This window comes from Nannocystis punicea (assembly GCF_026965555.1).
Taxonomy (GTDB): domain Bacteria; phylum Myxococcota_A; class Polyangia; order Nannocystales; family Nannocystaceae; genus Nannocystis; species Nannocystis punicea.
Genome location: NZ_CP114040.1, coordinates 4,879,417 through 4,898,835, shown reverse-complemented (window position 1 = coordinate 4,898,835; position 19,419 = coordinate 4,879,417). Strand labels below are relative to the sequence as shown.

General features: G+C 70.6%; 22 protein-coding genes. 10 read left to right on the top strand and 12 right to left on the bottom strand.

The genetic code is table 11. The annotated features are described in order from the left end of the window. Window positions 1-46: 46 nt before the first annotated feature. The 5 genes from nadB (at window position 47) to O0S08_RS18900 (ending at window position 4,218) form a co-directional block, all read left to right on the top strand. On the top strand, window positions 47-1,660 hold the full coding sequence (gene nadB / locus O0S08_RS18920; RefSeq protein WP_269040584.1) for an L-aspartate oxidase: 1,614 nt from the start codon (window positions 47-49) through the stop codon (window positions 1,658-1,660). Between the two features lie 37 nt (window positions 1,661-1,697). Further along, window positions 1,698-2,378, top strand: a complete 681-nt coding sequence (locus O0S08_RS18915) for a hypothetical protein (RefSeq protein ID WP_269040583.1) — start codon at window positions 1,698-1,700, stop codon at window positions 2,376-2,378. Between the two features lie 460 nt (window positions 2,379-2,838). Next, complete coding sequence (locus O0S08_RS18910) at window positions 2,839-3,330, top strand: CarD family transcriptional regulator (RefSeq protein WP_096333423.1); 492 nt, start codon at window positions 2,839-2,841, stop codon at window positions 3,328-3,330. A gap of 13 nt (window positions 3,331-3,343) precedes the next feature. After that, window positions 3,344-3,871 (top strand): macro domain-containing protein, encoded by a 528-nt coding sequence (locus O0S08_RS18905; protein WP_269040582.1) that lies wholly within the window; start codon window positions 3,344-3,346, stop codon window positions 3,869-3,871. Further along, complete coding sequence (locus tag O0S08_RS18900) at window positions 3,871-4,218, top strand: hypothetical protein (protein WP_269040581.1); 348 nt, start codon at window positions 3,871-3,873, stop codon at window positions 4,216-4,218. Before O0S08_RS18905 ends, O0S08_RS18900 begins: the two co-directional genes overlap by 1 nt. 67 nt (window positions 4,219-4,285) lie before the next feature. Here O0S08_RS18900 and O0S08_RS18895 read toward each other — a convergent pair whose 3' ends face one another. Further along, a complete protein-coding gene (locus O0S08_RS18895) occupies window positions 4,286-4,762 on the bottom strand; it encodes a hypothetical protein (RefSeq protein ID WP_269040580.1) in 477 nt (158 codons plus the stop codon). Between O0S08_RS18895 and O0S08_RS18890 the strand changes: the two genes are divergently transcribed. From O0S08_RS18890 to O0S08_RS18870, 5 genes are all read left to right on the top strand, one after another. Further along, a complete protein-coding gene (locus tag O0S08_RS18890; RefSeq protein WP_269040579.1) occupies window positions 4,755-6,104 on the top strand; it encodes an NADH-quinone oxidoreductase subunit H in 1,350 nt (449 codons plus the stop codon). The two genes, O0S08_RS18895 and O0S08_RS18890, sit on opposite strands and share 8 nt — an antisense overlap. A gap of 307 nt (window positions 6,105-6,411) precedes the next feature. Further along, window positions 6,412-7,422 carry a DUF4388 domain-containing protein gene (locus O0S08_RS18885; RefSeq protein ID WP_269040578.1) on the top strand — a complete coding sequence of 337 codons (1,011 nt, stop codon included), beginning with the start codon at window positions 6,412-6,414 and terminating at the stop codon, window positions 7,420-7,422. A gap of 95 nt (window positions 7,423-7,517) precedes the next feature. Beyond that, entirely contained in the window at window positions 7,518-8,126 is a 609-nt protein-coding gene (locus tag O0S08_RS18880; RefSeq protein ID WP_269040577.1) for a cob(I)yrinic acid a,c-diamide adenosyltransferase, read from the top strand. Beyond that, the gene (locus O0S08_RS18875) at window positions 8,123-8,350 is read left to right on the top strand and encodes a hypothetical protein (protein ID WP_269040576.1); all 228 of its coding nucleotides are present in this window, start codon (window positions 8,123-8,125) and stop codon (window positions 8,348-8,350) included. The genes O0S08_RS18880 and O0S08_RS18875 overlap by 4 nt, the downstream gene beginning before the upstream one ends. Window positions 8,351-8,413: 63 nt before the next feature. Then, the gene (locus O0S08_RS18870; RefSeq protein ID WP_269040575.1) at window positions 8,414-9,211 is read left to right on the top strand and encodes a hypothetical protein; all 798 of its coding nucleotides are present in this window, start codon (window positions 8,414-8,416) and stop codon (window positions 9,209-9,211) included. A gap of 275 nt (window positions 9,212-9,486) precedes the next feature. On the opposite strand, the gene O0S08_RS18865 is transcribed toward O0S08_RS18870, so the two are convergent. The 11 genes from O0S08_RS18865 to O0S08_RS18815 all read right to left on the bottom strand — a co-directional run bounded on the left by O0S08_RS18865 (window position 9,487) and on the right by O0S08_RS18815 (window position 19,262). Continuing rightward, the gene (locus tag O0S08_RS18865; RefSeq protein ID WP_269040574.1) at window positions 9,487-9,753 is read right to left on the bottom strand and encodes a phosphopantetheine-binding protein; all 267 of its coding nucleotides are present in this window, start codon (window positions 9,751-9,753) and stop codon (window positions 9,487-9,489) included. Between the two features lie 63 nt (window positions 9,754-9,816). Then, complete coding sequence (locus O0S08_RS18860; protein ID WP_269040573.1) at window positions 9,817-10,632, bottom strand: SDR family oxidoreductase; 816 nt, start codon at window positions 10,630-10,632, stop codon at window positions 9,817-9,819. After that, the gene (locus O0S08_RS18855; RefSeq protein ID WP_269040572.1) at window positions 10,629-11,453 is read right to left on the bottom strand and encodes an SDR family oxidoreductase; all 825 of its coding nucleotides are present in this window, start codon (window positions 11,451-11,453) and stop codon (window positions 10,629-10,631) included. The genes O0S08_RS18860 and O0S08_RS18855 overlap by 4 nt, the downstream gene beginning before the upstream one ends. 3 nt (window positions 11,454-11,456) lie before the next feature. After that, complete coding sequence (locus tag O0S08_RS18850; protein WP_269040571.1) at window positions 11,457-12,233, bottom strand: polyketide synthase; 777 nt, start codon at window positions 12,231-12,233, stop codon at window positions 11,457-11,459. Continuing rightward, window positions 12,230-12,985: an enoyl-CoA hydratase/isomerase family protein gene (locus O0S08_RS18845; RefSeq protein WP_269040570.1), complete on the bottom strand. Its 756-nt coding sequence runs from the start codon at window positions 12,983-12,985 to the stop codon at window positions 12,230-12,232. Before O0S08_RS18845 ends, O0S08_RS18850 begins: the two co-directional genes overlap by 4 nt. Window positions 12,986-13,093: 108 nt before the next feature. Continuing rightward, entirely contained in the window at window positions 13,094-14,335 is a 1,242-nt protein-coding gene (locus O0S08_RS18840; protein ID WP_269040569.1) for a hydroxymethylglutaryl-CoA synthase family protein, read from the bottom strand. A 17-nt stretch (window positions 14,336-14,352) separates the two neighbouring features. After that, window positions 14,353-15,096 carry an SDR family oxidoreductase gene (locus O0S08_RS18835; RefSeq protein WP_269040568.1) on the bottom strand — a complete coding sequence of 248 codons (744 nt, stop codon included), beginning with the start codon at window positions 15,094-15,096 and terminating at the stop codon, window positions 14,353-14,355. Window positions 15,097-15,104: 8 nt separating this feature from the next. Beyond that, a complete protein-coding gene (locus O0S08_RS18830; RefSeq protein ID WP_269040567.1) occupies window positions 15,105-16,415 on the bottom strand; it encodes a beta-ketoacyl-[acyl-carrier-protein] synthase family protein in 1,311 nt (436 codons plus the stop codon). Window positions 16,416-16,430: 15 nt separating this feature from the next. Beyond that, the gene (locus O0S08_RS18825; RefSeq protein WP_269040566.1) at window positions 16,431-16,985 is read right to left on the bottom strand and encodes a 3-hydroxyacyl-ACP dehydratase FabZ family protein; all 555 of its coding nucleotides are present in this window, start codon (window positions 16,983-16,985) and stop codon (window positions 16,431-16,433) included. Further along, a complete protein-coding gene (locus tag O0S08_RS18820; protein WP_269040565.1) occupies window positions 16,973-17,983 on the bottom strand; it encodes an ACP S-malonyltransferase in 1,011 nt (336 codons plus the stop codon). The genes O0S08_RS18825 and O0S08_RS18820 overlap by 13 nt, the downstream gene beginning before the upstream one ends. Before the next feature lie 22 nt (window positions 17,984-18,005). Continuing rightward, window positions 18,006-19,262: an aminotransferase class I/II-fold pyridoxal phosphate-dependent enzyme gene (locus O0S08_RS18815; RefSeq protein ID WP_269040564.1), complete on the bottom strand. Its 1,257-nt coding sequence runs from the start codon at window positions 19,260-19,262 to the stop codon at window positions 18,006-18,008. Window positions 19,263-19,419: the final 157 nt, after the last annotated feature.

The window sequence follows — 19,419 nt, the reverse complement described above, 5'->3', positions numbered from 1 at the left end:
CCCTTGTCGACCGGCCCCGCCGCTCTGCTACTTTCGCCGCACGACCATGGTTGCCGGCACGCCGATCCATCACGCGCGCTACCTCGTGCTCGGCAGCGGGCTCGCGGGCCTCTACTTCGCCCTCGAGGTCGCGGATCGCGGGCCGGTGGTGATCCTCACCAAGCACCGCGCCGAGTCGAGCAACACACGCTGGGCGCAGGGCGGGATCTCGGCCGTGTTCGCGGGTGACGACTCGCTCGAGGAGCACATCGAGGACACGCTGACCGTCGGCGCCGGCCTGTGCAACCGCGACATGGTCACCTACGCCGTCCAGCGCGGGCCCACGCTCGTGCGCCGCCTGGCCGAGCGCTACGGCGTCCGCTTCGACCGCGTCGGCGACAACGAGCACGCCCCCTTCGAGCTCGGGCGTGAGGGGGGACACTCGCACCGGCGAGTCGTGCATCACCGCGACACCACCGGCGCCGAGATCGAGCGCGCCCTCCTGGCCGCCGCGCACGCGCACCCCAACATTACGATCCACGAGCACCACACCGTCATCGACCTCCTGAGTTGGTCGAAGGTCGACGGCAGCCGCGGGTGCTTCGGCGTCTACGCCCTCAACAGCGCGGCCGACCGCGTCGAAGCCTTCGTCGCGCCGATCACCGTGCTCGCCACCGGCGGCGCCGGCCGCGTCTACCGCTATACGACCAACCCCGCGGTCGCCACCGGCGACGGCATCGCCGCCGCTTACCGGATCGGCGCCTCGGTCGCCAACCTCGAGTTCATGCAGTTCCACCCGACCTGCCTGCACCACCCGGACGCCAACACCTTCCTGATCTCGGAGGCGTTGCGCGGCGAGGGCGGCATCCTGCGGCGGGCCGACGGCAGCGACCTCATGGCCGAGCGGCACGCCATGGGCTCGCTCGCCCCGCGCGACGTCGTCGCCCGCGAGATCGACGCCGAGCTCAAGCGGTCGGGCGAGCGCTGCGTGTTCCTCGACATGACCCACCTCGATCCGGACTACGTGGTCGCCCGCTTCCCGGCGATCCACGCCCGCTGCATGTCTGTCGGCATCGACATGCGCAAGGATCCGATCCCCGTGGTCCCCGCGGCCCATTACATGTGCGGCGGCGTCGTCGTCGATCGCCACGGGCGCACCGACATCCCCGGCTTGATGGCGATCGGCGAGGTCGCGATGAGCGGCCTCCACGGCGCCTGTCGCCTCGCCTCCAACAGCTTGCTCGAGGCCGTCGTCCTCGCCGACGGCGCCGCCCAGGCCTGCGAAGACTTCGGCCGCAGCCCGCCCGATCACGTCAGCCCGTGGAACGAGGGCGCCGCGCGCGACTCCGACGAGGCCGTCATGGTCTCGGCCAACTGGGAGGAGGTGCGAGCCGCCATGTGGAACTTCGTCGGCATCGTCCGCTCGGACAAGCGGCTCGAGCGCGGACGGCGTCGCCTCGACCTGATCCGCGAGGAGATCCTCGAGTACTACTGGAAATTCCGCGTGACCCGCGACGTGCTGGAGCTGCGCAACATCTCCCTCGTCGGCAGCCTCATCATCGAGTGCGCCCGCCAGCGCAAGGAGTCGCGCGGCCTCCACTACACGATCGACTATCCCGGCATGCGCGACGACCTCGCCCACGACATCATCCTCGACAAGCGCAGCGGGCCCAAGGCCTGAGCCGAACCTGGCCCTCGTGACAGGAAGCCTTCGAGCCTTGCCCACGCTCCGCGACGAACCTGGCGTCCGTCGGTCTGCGCCTCGCCGCTCGCCGCTGCTGCTCGCCGGTCTGTTGCTGCTCGCCTGTCGCGGCGGTGGCGGCGCGCGCAGTCCCGAAGCGTTGCGCGAGGCCTATGCCCGCGCCCTCACCGCCGACGATCCGGCCGCAGCGTACGCTCTGCTCGGCCCGGAGCTGCGCGCCGCCACCTCCAAGGAGGTCTTCACGGCGCGCTGGAAGGCGCAGGCCGCCGAGCGTTCGGCGGCGAAGGCTGCGCTCGACACTTTGCCGCCGGCGCTCAAGCCGCCGGTGCGCGGCGGCGAGACCGTCCACGACGGCGCAGTGCTCGCGTGGGCGATGGTCGGCGGACACTATCAAGTCGTCACCGGCCTGCCGGGCTTGCCGGACCTCTCGACCCCGGCAGGCGCGATTCGGGCCTTTCTGGCCGCAGTTCGGCGGGCCGATCTCGGTGCGCTTTCTGCGCTGCTCGCGGACGATCTCTCTTCGCGCCTCCGCGACGATTGGAATCGGCGAGCCGATCTTCTGGAGCAACTCCTGAAGCAACCTGGGGCAATTGAGTACACCCCCGGGATGGAGCGCGCGATCTTGCGCTACGAGCCCGGGCGCGCCCTGACGCTCGAGCAGACTCCTCAGGGATGGCGGATCGTGGCCCTGCAGTGAGATATGCCAGGTTCACAGCGTTCTTTTCACTGGACGCGCCTTACCCGGCTGCTATCTACTTTGCCCGACAGGCGGGCAAACCCGCTCGTCCGGAGTGGCGACAGTTGTTGCCACCTTGAAGTGCCGGCTCCACCCCTCGCTATGGCCGGCAAGTGGCCGACCGGTGTCCGGGCGGCCGTCCGAATTCCGACCCCTTGGCTTGTCGCTGCTTCTTCGCCCATTCCGCCGCGCCAACCGCTCGACGCGCCGTCCCCTCGCAGAATTGCTCTCGATCGGCCCCCTGGGCCTTTTTTCCACTTAAAGAGCACCCTGCGCGAACACGCCGAGCTGGACTGCACCGGGCCCAACTGTCCGGAACTACCCTGAAGGTGGGGGTTTTCGTCCCCACGACGCACGCTGCCAAGCAGGCGGCACAAGAGGTGCAGAGGGGCGCGCGCAAACGCCTGGAGACGAACTGCCGATGCAACCCCGATTCAACGTTGGTGAGAAGGCCGTTTACCCGACTCACGGTGTCGCCGAAGTCATGGCCCTCGAGACGAAAATCATCGAGTCGCGCCCCTTCCAGTTCTATCACCTGCGCGTCCTCGGCTCCGGGCTGAAGATCATCGTGCCGGTGGCGAAGGCCGAAGAGAACGGCATGCGTCCGCTCGCTGACGGCGAGATGATCGACGAGCTCTACGATCTGCTGCGCGACCACGAGGTCCCGTGCGATCGCCAGACCTGGAATCGGCGCTACCGCGGCTTCATGGAGAAGATCCGCACGGGTTCGCTGTTCGAGGTCGGCGAGGTGTACCGCGACCTGAGCCTCCTCAAGCACACCAAGAACCTCTCGCACGGCGAGCGGCAGATGCTGCAGACCGCGCGAAACCTGGTCATCCGAGAGCTCTCGACCGTCCGCAACGAGCCCGAGTCCGCGATCGCCGCTGAGCTGGACTCGATGCTGCAGGCTTGAGTAAGGTCCGCGCGTGGCCACCGACATCAATGAGTCCGTCGAGATCCAGATCTCGACCTTGCCCTGGGAACAGATCGCGGTCGACGCCTTTGTCTGTCCGACCAACTCCGAGGGCGTGATGAGTCACTTCCCGGCCAACAAGATCCGCGACCTGGCCGGCCGCGAGGTCGAGGCGCTGGTGAAGGAGCACACCCCCCTGGCGATCGGCGCCGCGTTCGTGACGCCGGCGGGCAAGATGAAGGCCAAGTACCTCATCCACGTGCCCAACACCGATCGCCCTGGCGGCCGCGTCCAGGTCGAGGACGTCCTGCGCGCCACCGCGGCGGTGCTCGTCGCGTGCAAGGTCAAGGGCTTCACGAGCGTCGCCGTCCCGCTGATGGGGGCGTTCGAGCTCGGGATCCCGGCCGAGGAGGCCGCTCGCGCGATCCACAGCGAGCTCAAGGTCTACCGCGGCGACCGCCCGCTGCGCGCCTTCCTCATGGCCAAGGACGCCGACGACGTCGAGGTATTCGAGCTCGCCATGGAAGGGAACATCCCGTAATGAGCGCCCTGCTCGACTACCTGCCGCTCATCGCCGCCGTCGGGTTGGTCGGGGTCCTCGCCGGGCTGGTCCACGCGCGTACGAGGCCGCAGCCCGCGCCCGCGCCCGGCGACAGCCTGGTCCAGCTGCGTCCGCGCCAGCCCGTCGACACAGGCGGCTTGCTCGCGCTCGCCGGCCTCGGCTTCGCCCTCGCGCTGGCGCTCGTGTTGTTCGCGCCGACCGCCGCGGTCTGCCTGTCCAGTACGACATGTCCGGAAGGACCTGCCCTCTGGGTCAGCGCCGCCGGCCTCGGCCTGCTCGGCCTGGCCACCGCGATCGCCTGGCCCTCGCTGACCCGCGCGCCATGAGCCGCCCGCGCGCCGTCGCCTCGCCAGCGCCCGCGTCGGCGAGCCGTGGCGCGGCGCCGGCTCCGTCTCATGCGAGCTCATCGGCGAGCCAGGCCAACGCCGCTCCGCTCTCCTCGCTCGAGGATGATGCGCCTGCATCTCCTTCGAGCGACACCGGCGCGCAGCTCTCGTCCCTGAACGACGACGCTCCCGCTTCGAGCGCCGCTGCAGCTCCGCTCTCCTCGCTCGACGACGATGCTCCTGCATCTCCTTCGAGCGACACCGGCGCGCAGCTCTCGTCCCTGAACACTCTCGCTTCGAGCGCCGCTTCAGCTCTGCTCTCCTCGCTCGACGGCGATGCTCCTGCATCTCCTTCGAGCGACACCGGCGCGCAGCTCTCGTCCCTGAGCACTCTTGCTTCGAGCGCCGCTTCAGCTCTGCTCTCCTCGCTCGACGGCGATGCTCCTGCATCTCCTTCGAGCGACAGCGGCCCGCAGCTCTCGTCCCTGAACGACGGCGCTCCCGCTTCTGCGCGCGATGCCGCCTCTCCGCTCTCCTTGCTCAACGACGCAGCATTCTCGTCGAGCGACGTGCCCGCATCTTCTTCGAGCCACGTACCGACGACTCGCTACCGATCCGGTACGACGAACCCGTCGCACAATCTCGTGCTCGCACGCGAGTCCCGGTCTTCTGTGAGCGCGTCGCGTCTGCTGCCGGGCCTCGCCCTGCTCGCGCTCGCGTCGCTCGGCTGCGGCCCACTGCCGACGGGCGTGCGCGCCGAGCCGGGCACGCTCGTGTTCACTCCGGCGGCCGAGCGTCTCGAGCTGCGGCTCGTGAATCACGGGGACGCGACCGTACCGCTGTCGCGGATCCGCTTTGACACGCGCACCCCGGACTGGGGCGCCTTCTCGATCGACAACCGCGAGTACCCGCGAGAGATCGCTGCCGGCGGGGCCGTGAGCCTGCGCCTCCGCGTGGACCGTGACCACTTCACTCGCGCCGGCGCGTCTCGCCCCGGCAGCGCGCGCCTCCTCTTCGCGGCGGGGGAGGCGCCGCAGATCGTCGAGCTCCGCTACGAGCCGCCCGATCTCGCGAGCGATCTGCGACGTACCGCCATCCGCACCGCGGTGCTGCTCGCGCTCGTCGCGCTGGCGTGGATCTCGACACGCCGCACGCGGTCAGGCTGGACGACATGGTTGCCGGTGATCGCTGTGGTCGCGCTGTTTCCGTTCGGTCCGGGCCTCTGCCTCGACGCCCTCGGTCGCAGCCTCTCGCCCGCGGACGTCGAGCAATGCGCCGCCGGACGCGGCGGCGTTCCTCTATCCCTGATGGCGGTCGGCGAGGGCTGGCTCGTCTATCTCGTCGCCCTCGTGCTCGCCGGTCTCGGTCGACTCACCGAGCGGGCTGCGTTGGCGCGGCGCCTCGCGTCGCGCGACCTCGCCCTCGCCGCCGCATTCGCCGGTCCGCTGCTGGCCTTTGGCACCCTCGATCCACGGCGCCTCGTGGGGGAGCAAGCGGCGGGGCTCATCAGCAGCGCTGCGATCCCCCCCGCGTGGGGAATTTTCGTGCAACCGATCGCCGCAGCCGTCGCGCTCGCGGTCGCCGCCGCGCCGCCGACGGCGCGGCTCGAGCGACTCGCCTTCGCGGCGGCGTTCGTCGCCTGTTTCCTTGGCGGCGGTACTTTGCCGACGACGTCGCTGGCGGGCGCCGGCCACGGCCTCGTGCTGTTCATCGGCGCAGTCGTCGTGGCGGCGAAGATCGCTGCGGTCGTGTGGTGCGTGCAGCGGCTGCACAAGGCGACCACCGGCTCGCGTGCGCGCGCTGCTCTCTTCTTTCTCGAGCGGGCCGCGATACCCCTGGCGATTGCGAATTTGCTGGTGACGTCGGCGTACGCCCTGCTGCGGTGACGCTGCAGGTGCGCAGGACTCGACGGCCAGGTCCCGAGAGACTGGTGCGGCGCCGCGCACTCAGCGCGCAGCGTGTCCGGTGTCTCCAACGTAGCTTTTTTCCGAAGCAGGTGTTAGCGTGGCCGGCGAAAAGCCTTGACCGCAGGCTTGCCCGGCGAGCGCGGATGCTAGTTCGGACGCCAAACCTCGTAATCCGAGTGAGACGGGACACACGCGACGCCGTTACGGCCCTACGGACCTGGGCTGAGACGGCGTCGCCGCAGGCTCGCGTGAAGAACCTGTCCCAAAGATATGAGCAGGCGCGGTATTGTACCCAGACCAACATCGGCGGGATGTCTCCCTCCGATCGCGGTCGCGGCCCACGTGGGCCACGGGGAGGCGAGTAATGGCAACCACGATCGCCCAGATCGGTGGATTTGAACTTTGGGACATCCTGCAACTTGCGCAGACATCGCGCATGTCGATCAAGCTGAGCGTCGAATCGCCGCACGGCGTCGGCGCGATGTTTTTCCAGGGCGGCAACCTCGTCCACGCCGAGACCGGCGCGGCCCAGGGTGACGACGCCGTCAACACCATCCTCGACTGGCGCGAAGGTAGCGTCTCGTCTTCGCAGTTGCCCGAGAACTGCCCGCAGACGGTTCGCCACACCTCGATCGTCGCGCTGTTGATGGACCGGGCGCGTCAGCGTGACGAGGCCTCGCGCAACGAGCCCCCGCCGCGCAGCGAGCCGCCCGCACGCAGCGAGCCGCCGCCGCGCAGCGAACCTGCGCCGCGCGCCGCGACGCCGCCCTCACCTCCGCCGGTGCCGGTGATCGAGAAGCCGCAGCGAGCTGCGCCGGTCACCGTCCCGCCACTTCCGCCGCTGCCGATCACCACACCGACGCCGGCTTTCCCCGCCGCCCCCAACGTTGCAGCGCGCGACAAGGAGCTGTCAGACATGGACCTCAAGGTCGTGAAGGCCATCCTCGAGGAGCTCGACGACCACCTCATGGGCGGCCTCATCAGCGTCGACATCATCAGCAAGGCCTCGGGCATGTCGCTCGCGGGCATCAACTCGGCGCCCAAGGCGTGCGCCATGTTCAACCGCCTGTCCGAGCAGCTGCACAACGCGCTGACCCGCTCGGAGGACGCGCTCGCCAAGGGCATCAACAAGTTCATCATCGAGGGCGACAACGGCCTCCTGATCTTCGTCATCGAGCTCGACGAGCGTCACCGCTGGGCGATCCTCGTCGACGGCGTCAAGGCGCAGCTCGGGTGGGTGTTCGTCATCATCCCCGAGCTCCAGCCGCGCCTGATCGCCGCGCTCAAGGGGCGCTGAGCCGGCTGCCCCGGGGCACCTGTCCTGACGGACCTGTCCCGGAGCACCTGCCTCGAAGCACCTGCCCCTAAAAACCTGGCCGATCGGACAGCCCCGTGGTCTACATCAGCAAGGTCTACACCAAGTTCGGCGACCGCGGCGACACCATGCTGGCCAGCGGCGACACCGTGGGCAAGGACGCCCCGCGGGTCGCCGCCTACGGCGAGGTCGACGAGCTCAACGCAGTGATCGGCGTGCTGCGCGTGGAGATCTCCCGCGTCGGCGAGCCCGGCGGCGCCCGCGAGTTCCTGGCCGCGCTCGACGCCTCGCTGGCGCGGATCCAGCAAGAGCTGTTCGACCTCGGCGCCGAGCTGGCGACGCCGGGCGCGACCGAGGGCAAGGCGCCGCTCAAGGTCGAGGAGGCCGACGTCACGCGCCTCGAGCAGGAGCTCGACGCGTGGAACGCCGAGCTGCCGCCGCTGCGCAGCTTCATCCTCCCGGGCGGCGGGCCGCTCGGCGCCTGGGCTCACCTCGCGCGCACCGTGTGTCGCCGCGCCGAGCGCACCGTGGTCGCGCTCGGCCGCGTCGAGCCGGTCCGCGCCGAGGCCGTCCGCTACATCAATCGCCTCAGCGACTGGTTCTTCGTCGTCGCCCGCGCCGCGGCCCACGCCTTCGACGTGCCCGAGGTGCTGTGGGATACGCACCGTCGGAAGCCCGCCCCGTGACCCCGCCCCTCCTCAAGTTCCGCTACGAGTACCCGCCCGGCGAGGCGCACTTCCTCGAGGCGCCGTCGGCCGAGGCGGCGGTGCTGTTCCTGCGCCGCACCTACCCGCACAACCCGGTCGACGTGCTGCCGACGCTGCGCGAGATCTCGCGCTGGCCCGCGTTCTGGAAGACCGTCGACGCCCAGGGGCTCATCGTCCCCGACAACATCAGGTCGCGCTCCTGAGCGGTTTTCGCGGCGCCGGGGCTCGCTTGACAGGGCCCAGGGCCCCGCCCACCCTCCGGGGCGATGGCCGACGACGATCCGATCACCGAGGGTACCTTCGATCGCCACCTCCATCGGCCGCTGGCAGCGTGGGTCCTCGCGCGCGTGCGGCGAGCGCCGAGCGTCGAGCTGCTGACCCTCGCCGGACTCGTGGTCGGCCTCACCGGCGCCGTCGCCGTGCTGCTGGCCGCGCCTCGCGGCGTCGACTGGATCTTCCCCGCCTGGCTGTTGTTCGCGTTCACCGTCGCCAGCCGCTGCCGTCGCCTCGTCGCCGGCGAGGCCGAGGCCGGGACGCTCGAGTTTGCGATCGGCGCCGCGTTCTGGGTCGCGCTGACGATGCGGGCCGCGCCGGGCAACCCGTGGGCCTGCACGCTCGCGTCGGTGGCGCTGGTCAGCGCGCTGATCCACGTCGGGCTCCACGCCGAGCTCCGCCGCCGCTTCCGCGACCTGACCGGCGGAAATGGCGACGCCGCGCCGCCCTCGCCGCGGCCCTCGGTGGCCGCGCTTGCCCGCGGGCTCGGCCCCACTGTGTTCCACGACATCGCCGCGGCCCTCCTCGGCCCGGAGCACACCGGCCCTCGCCCGGCCCCCCGCGCCGCGCGCTCGCTGCTGGCCGCGCCGATGCGCATGGCGGCGCCGCTCGGCCACGACACTCACCTCGCGCTCCTCTACGTCACCACGGCGGCCGCCGCGATCCGCCTCGATCTGTCCTTCTGGACAGCCGCTCTGGCGGTCGCGCTCGGCCTCAACGTCTGGGCGCTCCTGGTCGTGTCGGCCTGGCGGCGCTCCGAAGCGCTGGTCCGCCGGCTCCCGCCGGCCTGAGGCGGCGGCCCCGTAGACATGTCCCAAAGACCAGGCGTTCAGCCTGGCACGCGGTCCTCGCCAGACAGCGCGGGACGACCGCGGCGCGACGCCGCCGGACGATCCCAAAGCCACGTGGTGGCTCGACAGCCCGGCCAGTCTGAAGAGCGGTGCTCGCCTCCGAGCCCCTGCGACGACGAGCGCGCCCGGCTGCGACGAGCGCAGCGCGGGCGCGAATGACTGGCCGATCGCACATGTCCCCGGGACCCTGTCCTCGGGGACACCTGAGACGGCGCTCAGGAGGCCGCGGCCTGCTTCTCTTGCACGGTCTTGTGCAGCAGGTCGACGAGCTCGTTGATGTTGGTCAACTTGTTGAGCTCGGCGCGGGGGATCTTCACCTTGAGCTCGCGCATGCTGCAGGAGACGACCTCGACGATGTCGAGGCTGTTGGCCCCGAGGTCCTTCATCGACTTCGCGGGGTCGACCTGGGCCACATCGATCCCTTCGACGGTGTCCACGAGGTGGCGCTTGACGACGGCCAAGACATCATCGCGGGTGCTCATTCTCGGTTCTCCTTGGTGGACGCGGTGCAGGTTGCCCGCAGCAATTCTCGCAGGAAGCGAAGGTCAAAAACTCAGCCCGTGACGCTCGCGCGCCGAAAACAGGCGAACGACGTTGTCGGCGAAACCGAGGCCCCTGTCCAGTAGCAGAATCTGCCCCTTGACCCCGTCCATGAGGCCGCTGCAGAGGGCCAGCGCCGCGGCCGCGACCTCGTCGGGGTGGATGAACCAGCCCTCGGAGTAGTACTTCTTGCAGAACGGCACGAAGTCGGGCCCGAAGGTCGCCTCCAGCGATGCAGTCTCGACCGGGTTCGCGCGCAGGATGTTGATGCGAACATCCTCACTGAGCAGATCTGCCGTGAGGTAGCGACAGAGGGTCTCCATCACAGTCTTGCTCGCGGCGACGAAGTCATAGCCCGGGAGGAAGTACTCGGGCCCGCGCGACGACATTCCAACCGCGTAGCGCGGCCAGCGGCCGAACGTCTCGCGGATGGCCTGCAGGTAGCCGACGAACGGCCAGGCGCTGTAGCCGAGGCTGCGGAGGAAGCTCTTCTTGTCGAGGTCCTCGTGCGACTTGCTGACGTGGGCGAACGAGACGTTGCTGATCAGGGCGAACACCGCGTCGTGGTCGCGCCGCACCGCCTGCATCAGCGCCTCGGTGTCTTCGTCCTGCGACGCGTCGGCCTCGACGATCGTCGGCGCCGGCGCGCCCACGGCCTCGAAGCGGGCCCGCAGCTCGTCCTCGTCGGCCGAGCCCCAGCGATGGGTGAGGTACACGTGGGCGCCGTACTTGCCGAACATCAGGCCGGTCGCCAGGCCGATGCCTGCGGTCCCGCCGGTGACGATGACTGCCTTGCCCTTGAGGTCGTTGCGGAGGATCACGCCGAGGCTCCTTCCTTGTCGCCCGTGTCGCCGCCGCCGACGAGCCGCGGCCCGAGAGTGGCGATGTTGTCGACGAACGCCGCCCCGCGATCGAGCGTCAGCACCTGCCCGCCCATCGCGTCGAACAGCCCGCTGCACAGCGCCAGAGTGGTGTCGGCGACCTCGTCGACGGTGCACGCGAACTCGGGGAACTTGCCGGCCAGCGCCCGCTGCTCCGCGGCGAACATCTGCTCGTAGCTCTCGGTGATCACCTGGCGGGTGCGCAGCGCGTTGACGATGCAGCCGTGCTCGTAGAGGTGCGTGCTCATGTAGCGCACGAACGTCTCGAGCACCGCCTTGGCCACGGCGACGTAGTCGTAGCCGGGGTAGTGCGTGTCGGGGCCGTCGGACGACATCGCCAGCGCGTAGCGGGGGTAGCGGCCGAACGCGGCGTGCAGCGCCTGCAGGTAGCCGACGAACGGCCAGCTCGAGTACTCGAGGCTCTTGTACAGCGCCCTGCGCGTGTGGTTCGTCGGCCCGTCGCCGCGCTGGACCACGCAGACGTTGCTGATGAACGCCCACACGCCGTCGCACTCCTCCTTGAGCCGCGCGGTCAGCCTGTCGGTGTCCTCCTCGCGCGACGCGTCGGCCTCGAGCACGAGCGGCGCCGGGGCCCCGACGGCGGCGAAGCGGGCCCGCAGCTCGTCCTCGTCGGCCGAGCCCCAGCGGTGCGTCAGCACCGTGCGCGCGCCCTGGCGCCCGAACGCGAGCCCGCACGCGAGGCCGATGCCGCGCGTCCCGCCCGTGATCAAGACGACCCTGTCCTTGAAGTCATGCAGCAAGCGTCATCCTCCCTGGCCTGGCCCGTAGTTCGTGCGGATCCGCGCCACCGTCTCCGGGTCGGCGAAGCATACCTCGTGCATCATCGACTCGACCGTGCGCGCCTCCTCGAACGCGCGCCTCCGCGGCAACGCCAGCGCACGCTTGAGCAATAGCAGCGCAGCCCGCGGCTTGTCGGCGATCCGGGCCGCCATGTCGAGCGCCCGCGGCAGCACCTCGGCGCGCGGCACGACCGCGTTGACCTGGCCGCTCCCGGCCAGCTGCTCGCCGCGGAAGTACTGCCCGCCGAACAACATCTCGGCGCCGACGTACTCGCCGAACGCGAACTGCACGAGCCGCGTCGCGCCCATCCCCGGCGTGAACCCGAGGTCCATGAAATTGGCGCCGTAGCGGCTCTCGCGGGCCATCACGACCATGTCGCAAGCGAGCCCGAACACCAGCCCCCCGCCGACCGCGTGACCCGCCATGGCGGCGATCGTCGGCACCGGCACCTCGAGCAGCGTCCGCGTCAGCAGCAGGTCGTACGGGGCGATCGTGCCGTCGGCCAGGCCGAGCAGCACGTCGCGGTCGCCGCCGGCCGAGAACACCTCCGGCAGGCCGGCGACCACGCACACGCGCACGTCGGCGCGCCGGCCGAGATCCTCGAGCGCCCGCGTCAGCGCCGCCACGAACGCCCGGCCGAACGCGTTCTTGCCGGCGGCGTCGCGCATCGTCAGCACCGCCACCCCGTCGCGCTCGAGCGTCACCTCGACGGGGCTGTCTGTCGGGACATGCGCGTTCATTCCTGTCCTTTCAGCCTGGCGAACCACGGCGGCGCCTGGCCGTCGGCGAGCAGGGCCGCGAGCGCGGCCCGCAGCTCGGGGTCTTCGAGGTCGGCCGCGGTCTGGGCCACCCCGCCCTGCCCTGCCTGGCCGGTGATCCGCTTGAGCGTCGCCACCGCCTGCGGCCGCGCCCGCAGCAGCGAGCGCAGGAGGCCGCGCAGCGCGCCGTTCGGATCGTCCGCGACCATGTCGACGAGCCCCCACGGCTCGGCCTGCGCGGCCGTCACCAGCTCGCCGGTGAGCGCCAGCCGTCGGGTCCTGCGGGCGCCGATCCGGGCCTCGAGGGCCGGCAAGATCACGGCCGGCACCAGCCCGTAGCGCAGCTCCGGCAGCGAGAACGCGGCCGCCGGCCCCGCGACCACCAGGTCGCAGGCAGCAGCCAGCCCGACCCCGCCGCCGCTGGCCGCGCCGGTCACCACGGCGATCGTCGCCAGCTTCGCGCTCGTCAGCAGCTCGAGGCAAGCGGCGTAGCGCTCCATCGCCGCCCGCATCTGCGCCGCCGGGGTCCGCAGCGCGGCCGCGAGGTCCATGCCGGCGCAGAACTCGGGGCCCTCGCTGGCGATCACCAGCGCGCGCGCCGAACCAGCCGCTGCCAGCTCGACCGCGTCGGCCAGCGCGGCGATCCCCTCCGTGTCCAATGCGACATGTCCTCCGGGACCTGCCCCGAGGAACAGCCGATGGATCAGCTCGCCCTCTTCGCAGCGGACGCGCACGCGATCACCTCCGGACGGCAGGGACGAGGGGACGAGCGGACCGGGCGCGCGTCGCCGGGGAGCGACGCGGCCGGGTTGGCGAGGGACGTGCGCGGCATGATCGGGGCCTCAGGACAGGCGGTACTCCCGCTGGAAGCCGCGCACCGCGTCGAGCACCAGGCGGCCCTTGCCGGCGTAGGCGCGCTCGTAGAGCCCGCGCAGGCCCGACTGGTCGACCTCGTAGTCGCTCTGGTCGATGTGGGCGGCGCGCTGGCGCTCGAGCGCCTCGTACTCGGCGATGCTCAGCGGCATGCGACGATCGAGGCCGGCGGCGAGCCGCTGGCCCGCGACCTGCTCGCGCGCGCGCTCGCCGACGGTCGCGCGGTAGAACTCGGCGCACGAGCCCGAGCCGTAGGAGAAGATCGACACCTTGTCGCCGGCGCGCAGCTCGGGGTCGGCGTCGATGAGCCCGAGCATGGCGATGAAGGTCGCCGAGGTGTACGTGCCGCCGAAGCGCGAGTTGTAGCGCAGCGCGTGCTTCGACTTGCGCTCGAAGTGGGCCTTGGCCTCGCGCAGCGACATCTCGTGCGGCCCGCGGCGGAGCAGCGCCCGGTGGGCGCGGAAGGTCATGCCGCCGAACGGCACGTGGTAGATGTGGCGGGCGAACTCGGCGTCGTAGTCGACCATGCCCGAGCGGGCGACGAAGTGGTCGTACGCGCCCTCGAGCGCCTCGAGGTAGCCGTACAGGCTGGTGTCGGCGTGGCCGACTTCCTTGGTCGACGTCGGCCGGTAGGTGTCGAAGATCTCCTGCGTCCAGTAGCCGCAGGTGTCGAGGTCGATCTCGAGGACGTCCGGCTGGGCGCTGACCAGCATCGCCGTCGCCGCCGCGCCGAGCACGTACTCCCACGGCTGGCCGAGGTGCACGCGGCTCTGGTCGGTGCACACCACCAGCGCCTTCTTGCCCGGGGCCGCGCCCGAGGCGACCCAGTGGGCCGCCATCATCAGCCCGCCGGTGCCGCCGTAGCAGGCGTGCTTGGTCTCGAAGTTGCGGCAGTTGGCCGTGAGGCCGCAGTAGCGCTGCACGTAGGTCGAGATCGGCTTGCCGAAGTCGACCGAGGACTCGGTGCCGACGATCACGAGCTCGATGTCCTTGCGGTCCTCGGGCCCGACGATCTGCAGCGCGGCGTTGACCGCCATCGTCACCGGATCTTCCCACGCGGGGTTGAGGGAGCGCTCGCGGACCCACAGCTCCTCGAGCGGGTGGCGCGGATCGTGATCGCGCGCCTCCGCGAGCAGCTTCATGTCGAGCGAGAGCGTGCACGGGTACGCCGTGATCCGCTCGATGCCGACGCGCGGCCGGTGGTGCGACATCGCCGTCCTCCCCTCTCTCAGTAGGTCCAGTCGAGGCCGCCCGTGACCGGGATGACCTGACCGTTGATGAAGCTGCCGCCCGTGGCCAGGAACAGCACCGTCGCGGCCAGTTCGGCCAGCGTGCCCATGCGGCCCTTCGGCATCGGGCAGTACTGCTGCCAGTAGTCCTTGGCGGCCTGCGGCATGGTCTCGCGCGTCATGTCGGTGTCGAAGAAGCCGGGCACGACGACGTTGGCGGTGATGCCCTTGCGCCCGTACTCCTTGGCGAGCGCCTGGGTGAAGCCGTGCAGGCCGGCCTTGCTGGCGGCGTAGTTGGCCTGGCCGGCCGCGCCGCTGTGCTGGATCGACGAGATGTTGACGATCCGGCCGAAGCGCGCCGCGAGCATCTGCGGCAGGAACGCGCGCACGACGTAGAACGGCCCGTGCAGGTTGGTCGCCAGCACGTCGTGCCACTCCTCGTCGGACATCGACACCACGAGGTTGGCGCGGTTGATGCCCGCGCAGTTGACGATCACCTCGACGCTGTCGAAGTCGTTCAGGACCTCGTCGGCGACCTCGCCGACGCGGTCGGAGCTGCCGACGTCGAGCGCGTAGCCCTTGACCTTGGCGCCCGGGCGGATCGCCGCCGCCTCGGCCTCGATCTTGCGCGCGGCCTCGTCGTTGCTGCGGTACGCGAACGCCACGTCGTGGCCGGCGCGCACCGTCTCGAGCACGATCCCGGCGCCGATCCCCCGCGAGCCTCCGGTGACGAAGAAGTTCATGGCGCGGCTCACAGGGCGTTCGGGTCCCACCGGCGGTACAGCGCGCAGCAATTGAGGCCGCCGAAGCCGAACGAGTTCTTGACCATCAGGTTGATGCGGTGCTCGACCGCCTTGTTGGCGCACACGTCGACGTCGACCTCGGGGTCGAGCTCGTCGATGTTGATCGACGGGTGCAGCACGCCGCCGCGCATCTGCAGCAGCGCCGCGACCGTCTCGACCGCCGGCGCCGACCAGCAGGTGTGGCCGAGCATCGACTTCGGCGCGTTGATCTTGAGCTTCTTGGCGTGGTCGCCGAACACCTTGCGGATCGCGTTGAGCTCGGACAGGTCGCCGAGCGGCGTGCTGGTCGCGTGGGCGCAGACGAAGTCGACCTCGTCGGGCCGGACCTGCGCGCGCCGCAGCAGGCGGTCGAGCGTGCGCGCCTGGCCCTCGGTCGACGGCGACGGCAGGTGGCAGCCGTCGGAGGTCGAGGTGCAGCCGAGCACCTCGGCGTAGATCGTCGCGCCGCGCCTCAGCGCGTGGCCGAGCTCCTCGAGCACCAGCGCCCCGGCCCCGTGCGACGGCACGAAGCCCTCGCGCCGCGAGTCGTAGGGCCGGCTGGCCAGCTCCGGCGTGTCGTTGAAGCTCTCGAAGGTGATGGCGCCGAGCAGCGCCATCGCGTGCACGCCCATCTGCGAGAAGTCGAGCACCGCGCCGACCACCATCGCCATGTCGTGGTCGTGGTGGCGGATCTCGTCGATCGCGTTGCGCAGGGCCACGTTGGCGCTGGCGCACGCGCCCCCGAGCGTGTAGCAGGAGCCCTTCCAGCCCAGCATCTCGCTCACCGAGCCGGCGTGGTCGGTGTCGAGCATGTGCAGCGCCGCCATCGAGTCGATGTAGTCGGGGTCCTCCGTCTGGAAGGTGACGTAGTTGTCGGCGAAGTAGCGCTCGTTGAGGTTGTGGCCGCCGACCAGCACCGCGCAGCGGGTCGGGTCCGCGACCTCGACCATGCCGGCGTCGCGCCACGCGTCGGCGGCGCACAGCACCGACAGCGACGTCGAGAACGGCGCCTTGTTGCACAGCTGGCGGGCCCGCTTGTGCACCTCGGCCGGCAGCACGCCGCGCAGGCGCTCGAGCTTGGCCTTGACGTCGTACTGCGAGAGATCGCCGCCGATCTTCGAGTAGACGCCGTCGTTGTTGTGCCACTTCCAGCGCGTGATCGCCGACTTGCCGGCGAGGAGGTTGGCGTAGAAGGTGTCGAGATCGTCGCCGAGCGGCGTGTTGATGCCGAGGCCGGTGATGACGACGCGGCGGGGCGATTGTGCCTGCGATGAGACCATGCGTGCTCTCTGGGGTCAGTCCATCAAGTAGACCTCGAACACCGCGAGGGCCTGGACCTCCTCGCCGCGGAGGGCCTGGCCGACGCAGGTCGAGACGTAGTCGCTGTGCTCGAGCGAGCGGGCGAGCAGCGTCAGCCGGTCGCCCGGGCGGACGCCGCCCTGGAACAGGGCGTGGTGGACCTTGAGCAGCCGCAGCCGCGCCGGCGCGTCGGCGGCGTCGATGCTGGCTGTCCCTTTGGCCATGAGGTGCAAGAGACAGATCCCGAGCTGCCCGATCGCCTCGACCAGCAGCACGCCCGGGTAGACCGGATCGCCGGGGAAGTGGCCGGCGAACACCCCGTCGCCGGCGTCGATCGTCCGCACCCCGCGGATCATCCCGGGATCCTCGGGCGTCCGCGGCAGCTCGACCGCGTCGATCGCGTCGACGAACAGGAACGGGTCGCGGTGCGGCAGCATGCGCTCGATCGCCGCGCGCCCGAGCTCGACCCGCGCGCTGCCCTCCCCGGGCACGAACACCGGCCGCCGGCGGTGCTGCTTGATCAGCGCGTCGAGGCCGCTCAGCTCGTCCACGACGCCTCCTGGGCCTTGTCCTTGCGGGTCGTCGGCGGGAGGTGCTGGCGCAGCGCCGCGAGCACGCCCGCCAGGTGGCCGACGACGTCGTCGCGGTTGTCGGTGGCGTACTTCGGCCGCGCCGACCACTTGCGGTCGAGCAGGTTGTGCAGCACCTGGCGCGGGCCGACCTCGACGAACACCGCGCCCGGGTGGCGCTCGGCGACGCGGTCGATCGACTTGCGCCACAGCACCGGCGTGTGCACGTGCGCCTCGAGCAGGTCGACGAAGTCGGCGGGCGTCGGCGCCGGCACGAACTCGCCGCGCCGGTTGGGCAGGTACGGCAGCCGCGGGGCCCTGAAGCGCGCGCGCTGCAGGTGCGGGCGCAGGGCCGCGCCGACCGGCTCGAACAGCGACGAGTGCATCGGCACCTGCCGCTCGATGATCGTCGGCACCACGTAGTGCTCGTCCTCCAGCAGCGCGACCGCGGCCTCGACCGCGGCGGCGTCGCCCGACAGCACGTGCTGCTTCGGCGAGTTGAGGTTGACGATCTCGAGCACGCCGAGGCCCTGGCCGCGGATCTGCTCGACCACTTCTTCGAGCGTGTCGAGGTCGAGCGGCTGGACCGAGGCCATCATGCCGCGCGGGCCGGCGTCGTAGGCCTCGCCGCGGGCCTGGACCAGGCGCAGCGCCTCCGGCAGCTCGAGCGCGCCGATGTGCACGAGGTGGTTGTACTCGCCGAGCGACAGCCCCAGCGACAGCTCGGCGTCGACGCCCTCGGCCTGAAGCAGGCTGAGCATCATGTGGTTGGCGACGAACACGCCGACCTGGACGTCGACGTTGCGGTCGAACGCGGTCGGGTTGTCCTCGCTGGTGTGGGCGTCGAGGTCGCGGCCGAGCACGTCGTTGCAGACCGCGAGCACCTCGGCCGCGCGGCGGTGGAGACGAGCCAGCTTGCCGAGCATCCCCGGGTAGCGCGAGCTCTGCCCTGGGAACATGAACACCAGCGTCGTCATCATCGTGCCCCCTGCCCTGTCCCGCTCACTCGGCCGCCTCGTCGACGCGGCCGCGGATGATCGTGTCCTCGAGGATCTCGAGCGCGCGGTCGAGGTCGGCGCGCGTGTGCGCGGCCGTGATGGCGACGCGGAAGCGCAGCCCGTCCTCCGGCACCGAGGGGTAGTCGACCGGCGCGAGGAACAGCCCGCGGCGGTGCAGCGTGCGCGTCAACTCATACAGCCGGCGGCGATCCGATCCGACCATGATCGGCACCACCTGGCTCGAGCCGTGCCCGAGGTCGAGCCCGATCTGCTGCGCCTTCTCGCGGAAGTAGCGGGTGTTGGCCCACAGCGTCTCGCGCAGCGAGTTGTCGCGCGTCGCCACCTCGAGCGCCTTGCGCAGCCCGGCCACCACCGCCGGCGGCAGCGCGCAGCTGAAGCCGTAGGCGTTGATGTAGTAGCGCATGTAGTGCAGCAGCGCGCGCGGCCCGACGGTGAAGCCGCCGCAGCCGGCGAACGCCTTGCTGAAGGTCGCGAACTGCAGGCCGATCGACTTCTCGGCCCCGTAGTGCTCGACCACCCCGCGGCCGTGCGCGCCGTACACGAGGATCGAGTGGGCCTCGTCGATCAGCACGCCGACGCCGTGCTTCTCGGCCACCGGCAGGAGCTTCGGCAGATCGGCCGTGTCGCCGTCCATCGAGTACACGCCCTCGACCACCACCAGCCGGCGCGCGCCCTCGCTGTCGGTCAGCGCCTGGTCGAGCGAGTCGGGGTCGTTGTGGTCGAAGAACACCAGCTTGGCGCGCGACAGCTTGACGCCGTCGATCGAGCACAGGTGGGTCTTGGCGTCGAGGATCGCCACGTCGCCCTTGCGCAACACGCCCGCCAGCGTGCCCATTCCACCGGCGAAGCCGCTGTTGAAGAGGATGCAGTCCTCCTGGCCGAGGAACGCCGCGAGCTCGCGCTCGAGCCCGCGGTGCAGATCCGAGAGGCCCGACAGCAGCGGCGATCCGCACGCGCCGGTGCCGTAGGTGCGCAGGGCCTCCTGCGCCGCCTCGACGACCTCCGGGTGCGTCGCCAGCCCGAGGTAGTTGTACGAGCTGAGGTTGATGACGTCGCTGCGCTCGCCGGCGCGTTCGATCGCCATCCGCGGTGCGACGGCCCCCAGCATGTGGGGCTCGTACATCGACATCGCCCAGGAGCCGGCCTCGGCCCACTGCACGAAGCCCTCGGGCGGACAGAGCGGATCGTCGCTGTCCGAGTAGTAGAAGTCGGCCAAACTGTGCTCGGCTTCGTGGCCCATCACGGAACTCCCCGGCATGTCGGGGCCCGGCGTAGTTACAGCGAAAGTATCGCGGCTGTCACGGAAATTTTGTTCGCCAGCGCATGCGGATCCACGTGTAGCGCGCGCTGTCGCTTCGCTGCGTGTGTTGCAGATTGCGACGCGCTGGCCTTATCGC

Coding starts and splice junctions, on each gene's coding strand:
- nadB (WP_269040584.1), top strand. CDS start 47: ATGGTTGCCGGCACGCCGATCCATCACGCGCGCTACCTCGTGCTCGGC.
- O0S08_RS18910 (WP_096333423.1), top strand. CDS start 2,839: ATGCAACCCCGATTCAACGTTGGTGAGAAGGCCGTTTACCCGACTCAC.
- O0S08_RS18900 (WP_269040581.1), top strand. CDS start 3,871: ATGAGCGCCCTGCTCGACTACCTGCCGCTCATCGCCGCCGTCGGGTTG.
- O0S08_RS18870 (WP_269040575.1), top strand. CDS start 8,414: ATGGCCGACGACGATCCGATCACCGAGGGTACCTTCGATCGCCACCTC.
- O0S08_RS18865 (WP_269040574.1), bottom strand. CDS start 9,753: ATGAGCACCCGCGATGATGTCTTGGCCGTCGTCAAGCGCCACCTCGTG.
- O0S08_RS18850 (WP_269040571.1), bottom strand. CDS start 12,233: ATGAACGCGCATGTCCCGACAGACAGCCCCGTCGAGGTGACGCTCGAG.
- O0S08_RS18840 (WP_269040569.1), bottom strand. CDS start 14,335: ATGTCGCACCACCGGCCGCGCGTCGGCATCGAGCGGATCACGGCGTAC.
- O0S08_RS18835 (WP_269040568.1), bottom strand. CDS start 15,096: ATGAACTTCTTCGTCACCGGAGGCTCGCGGGGGATCGGCGCCGGGATC.
- O0S08_RS18830 (WP_269040567.1), bottom strand. CDS start 16,415: ATGGTCTCATCGCAGGCACAATCGCCCCGCCGCGTCGTCATCACCGGC.
- O0S08_RS18820 (WP_269040565.1), bottom strand. CDS start 17,983: ATGATGACGACGCTGGTGTTCATGTTCCCAGGGCAGAGCTCGCGCTAC.
- O0S08_RS18815 (WP_269040564.1), bottom strand. CDS start 19,262: ATGGGCCACGAAGCCGAGCACAGTTTGGCCGACTTCTACTACTCGGAC.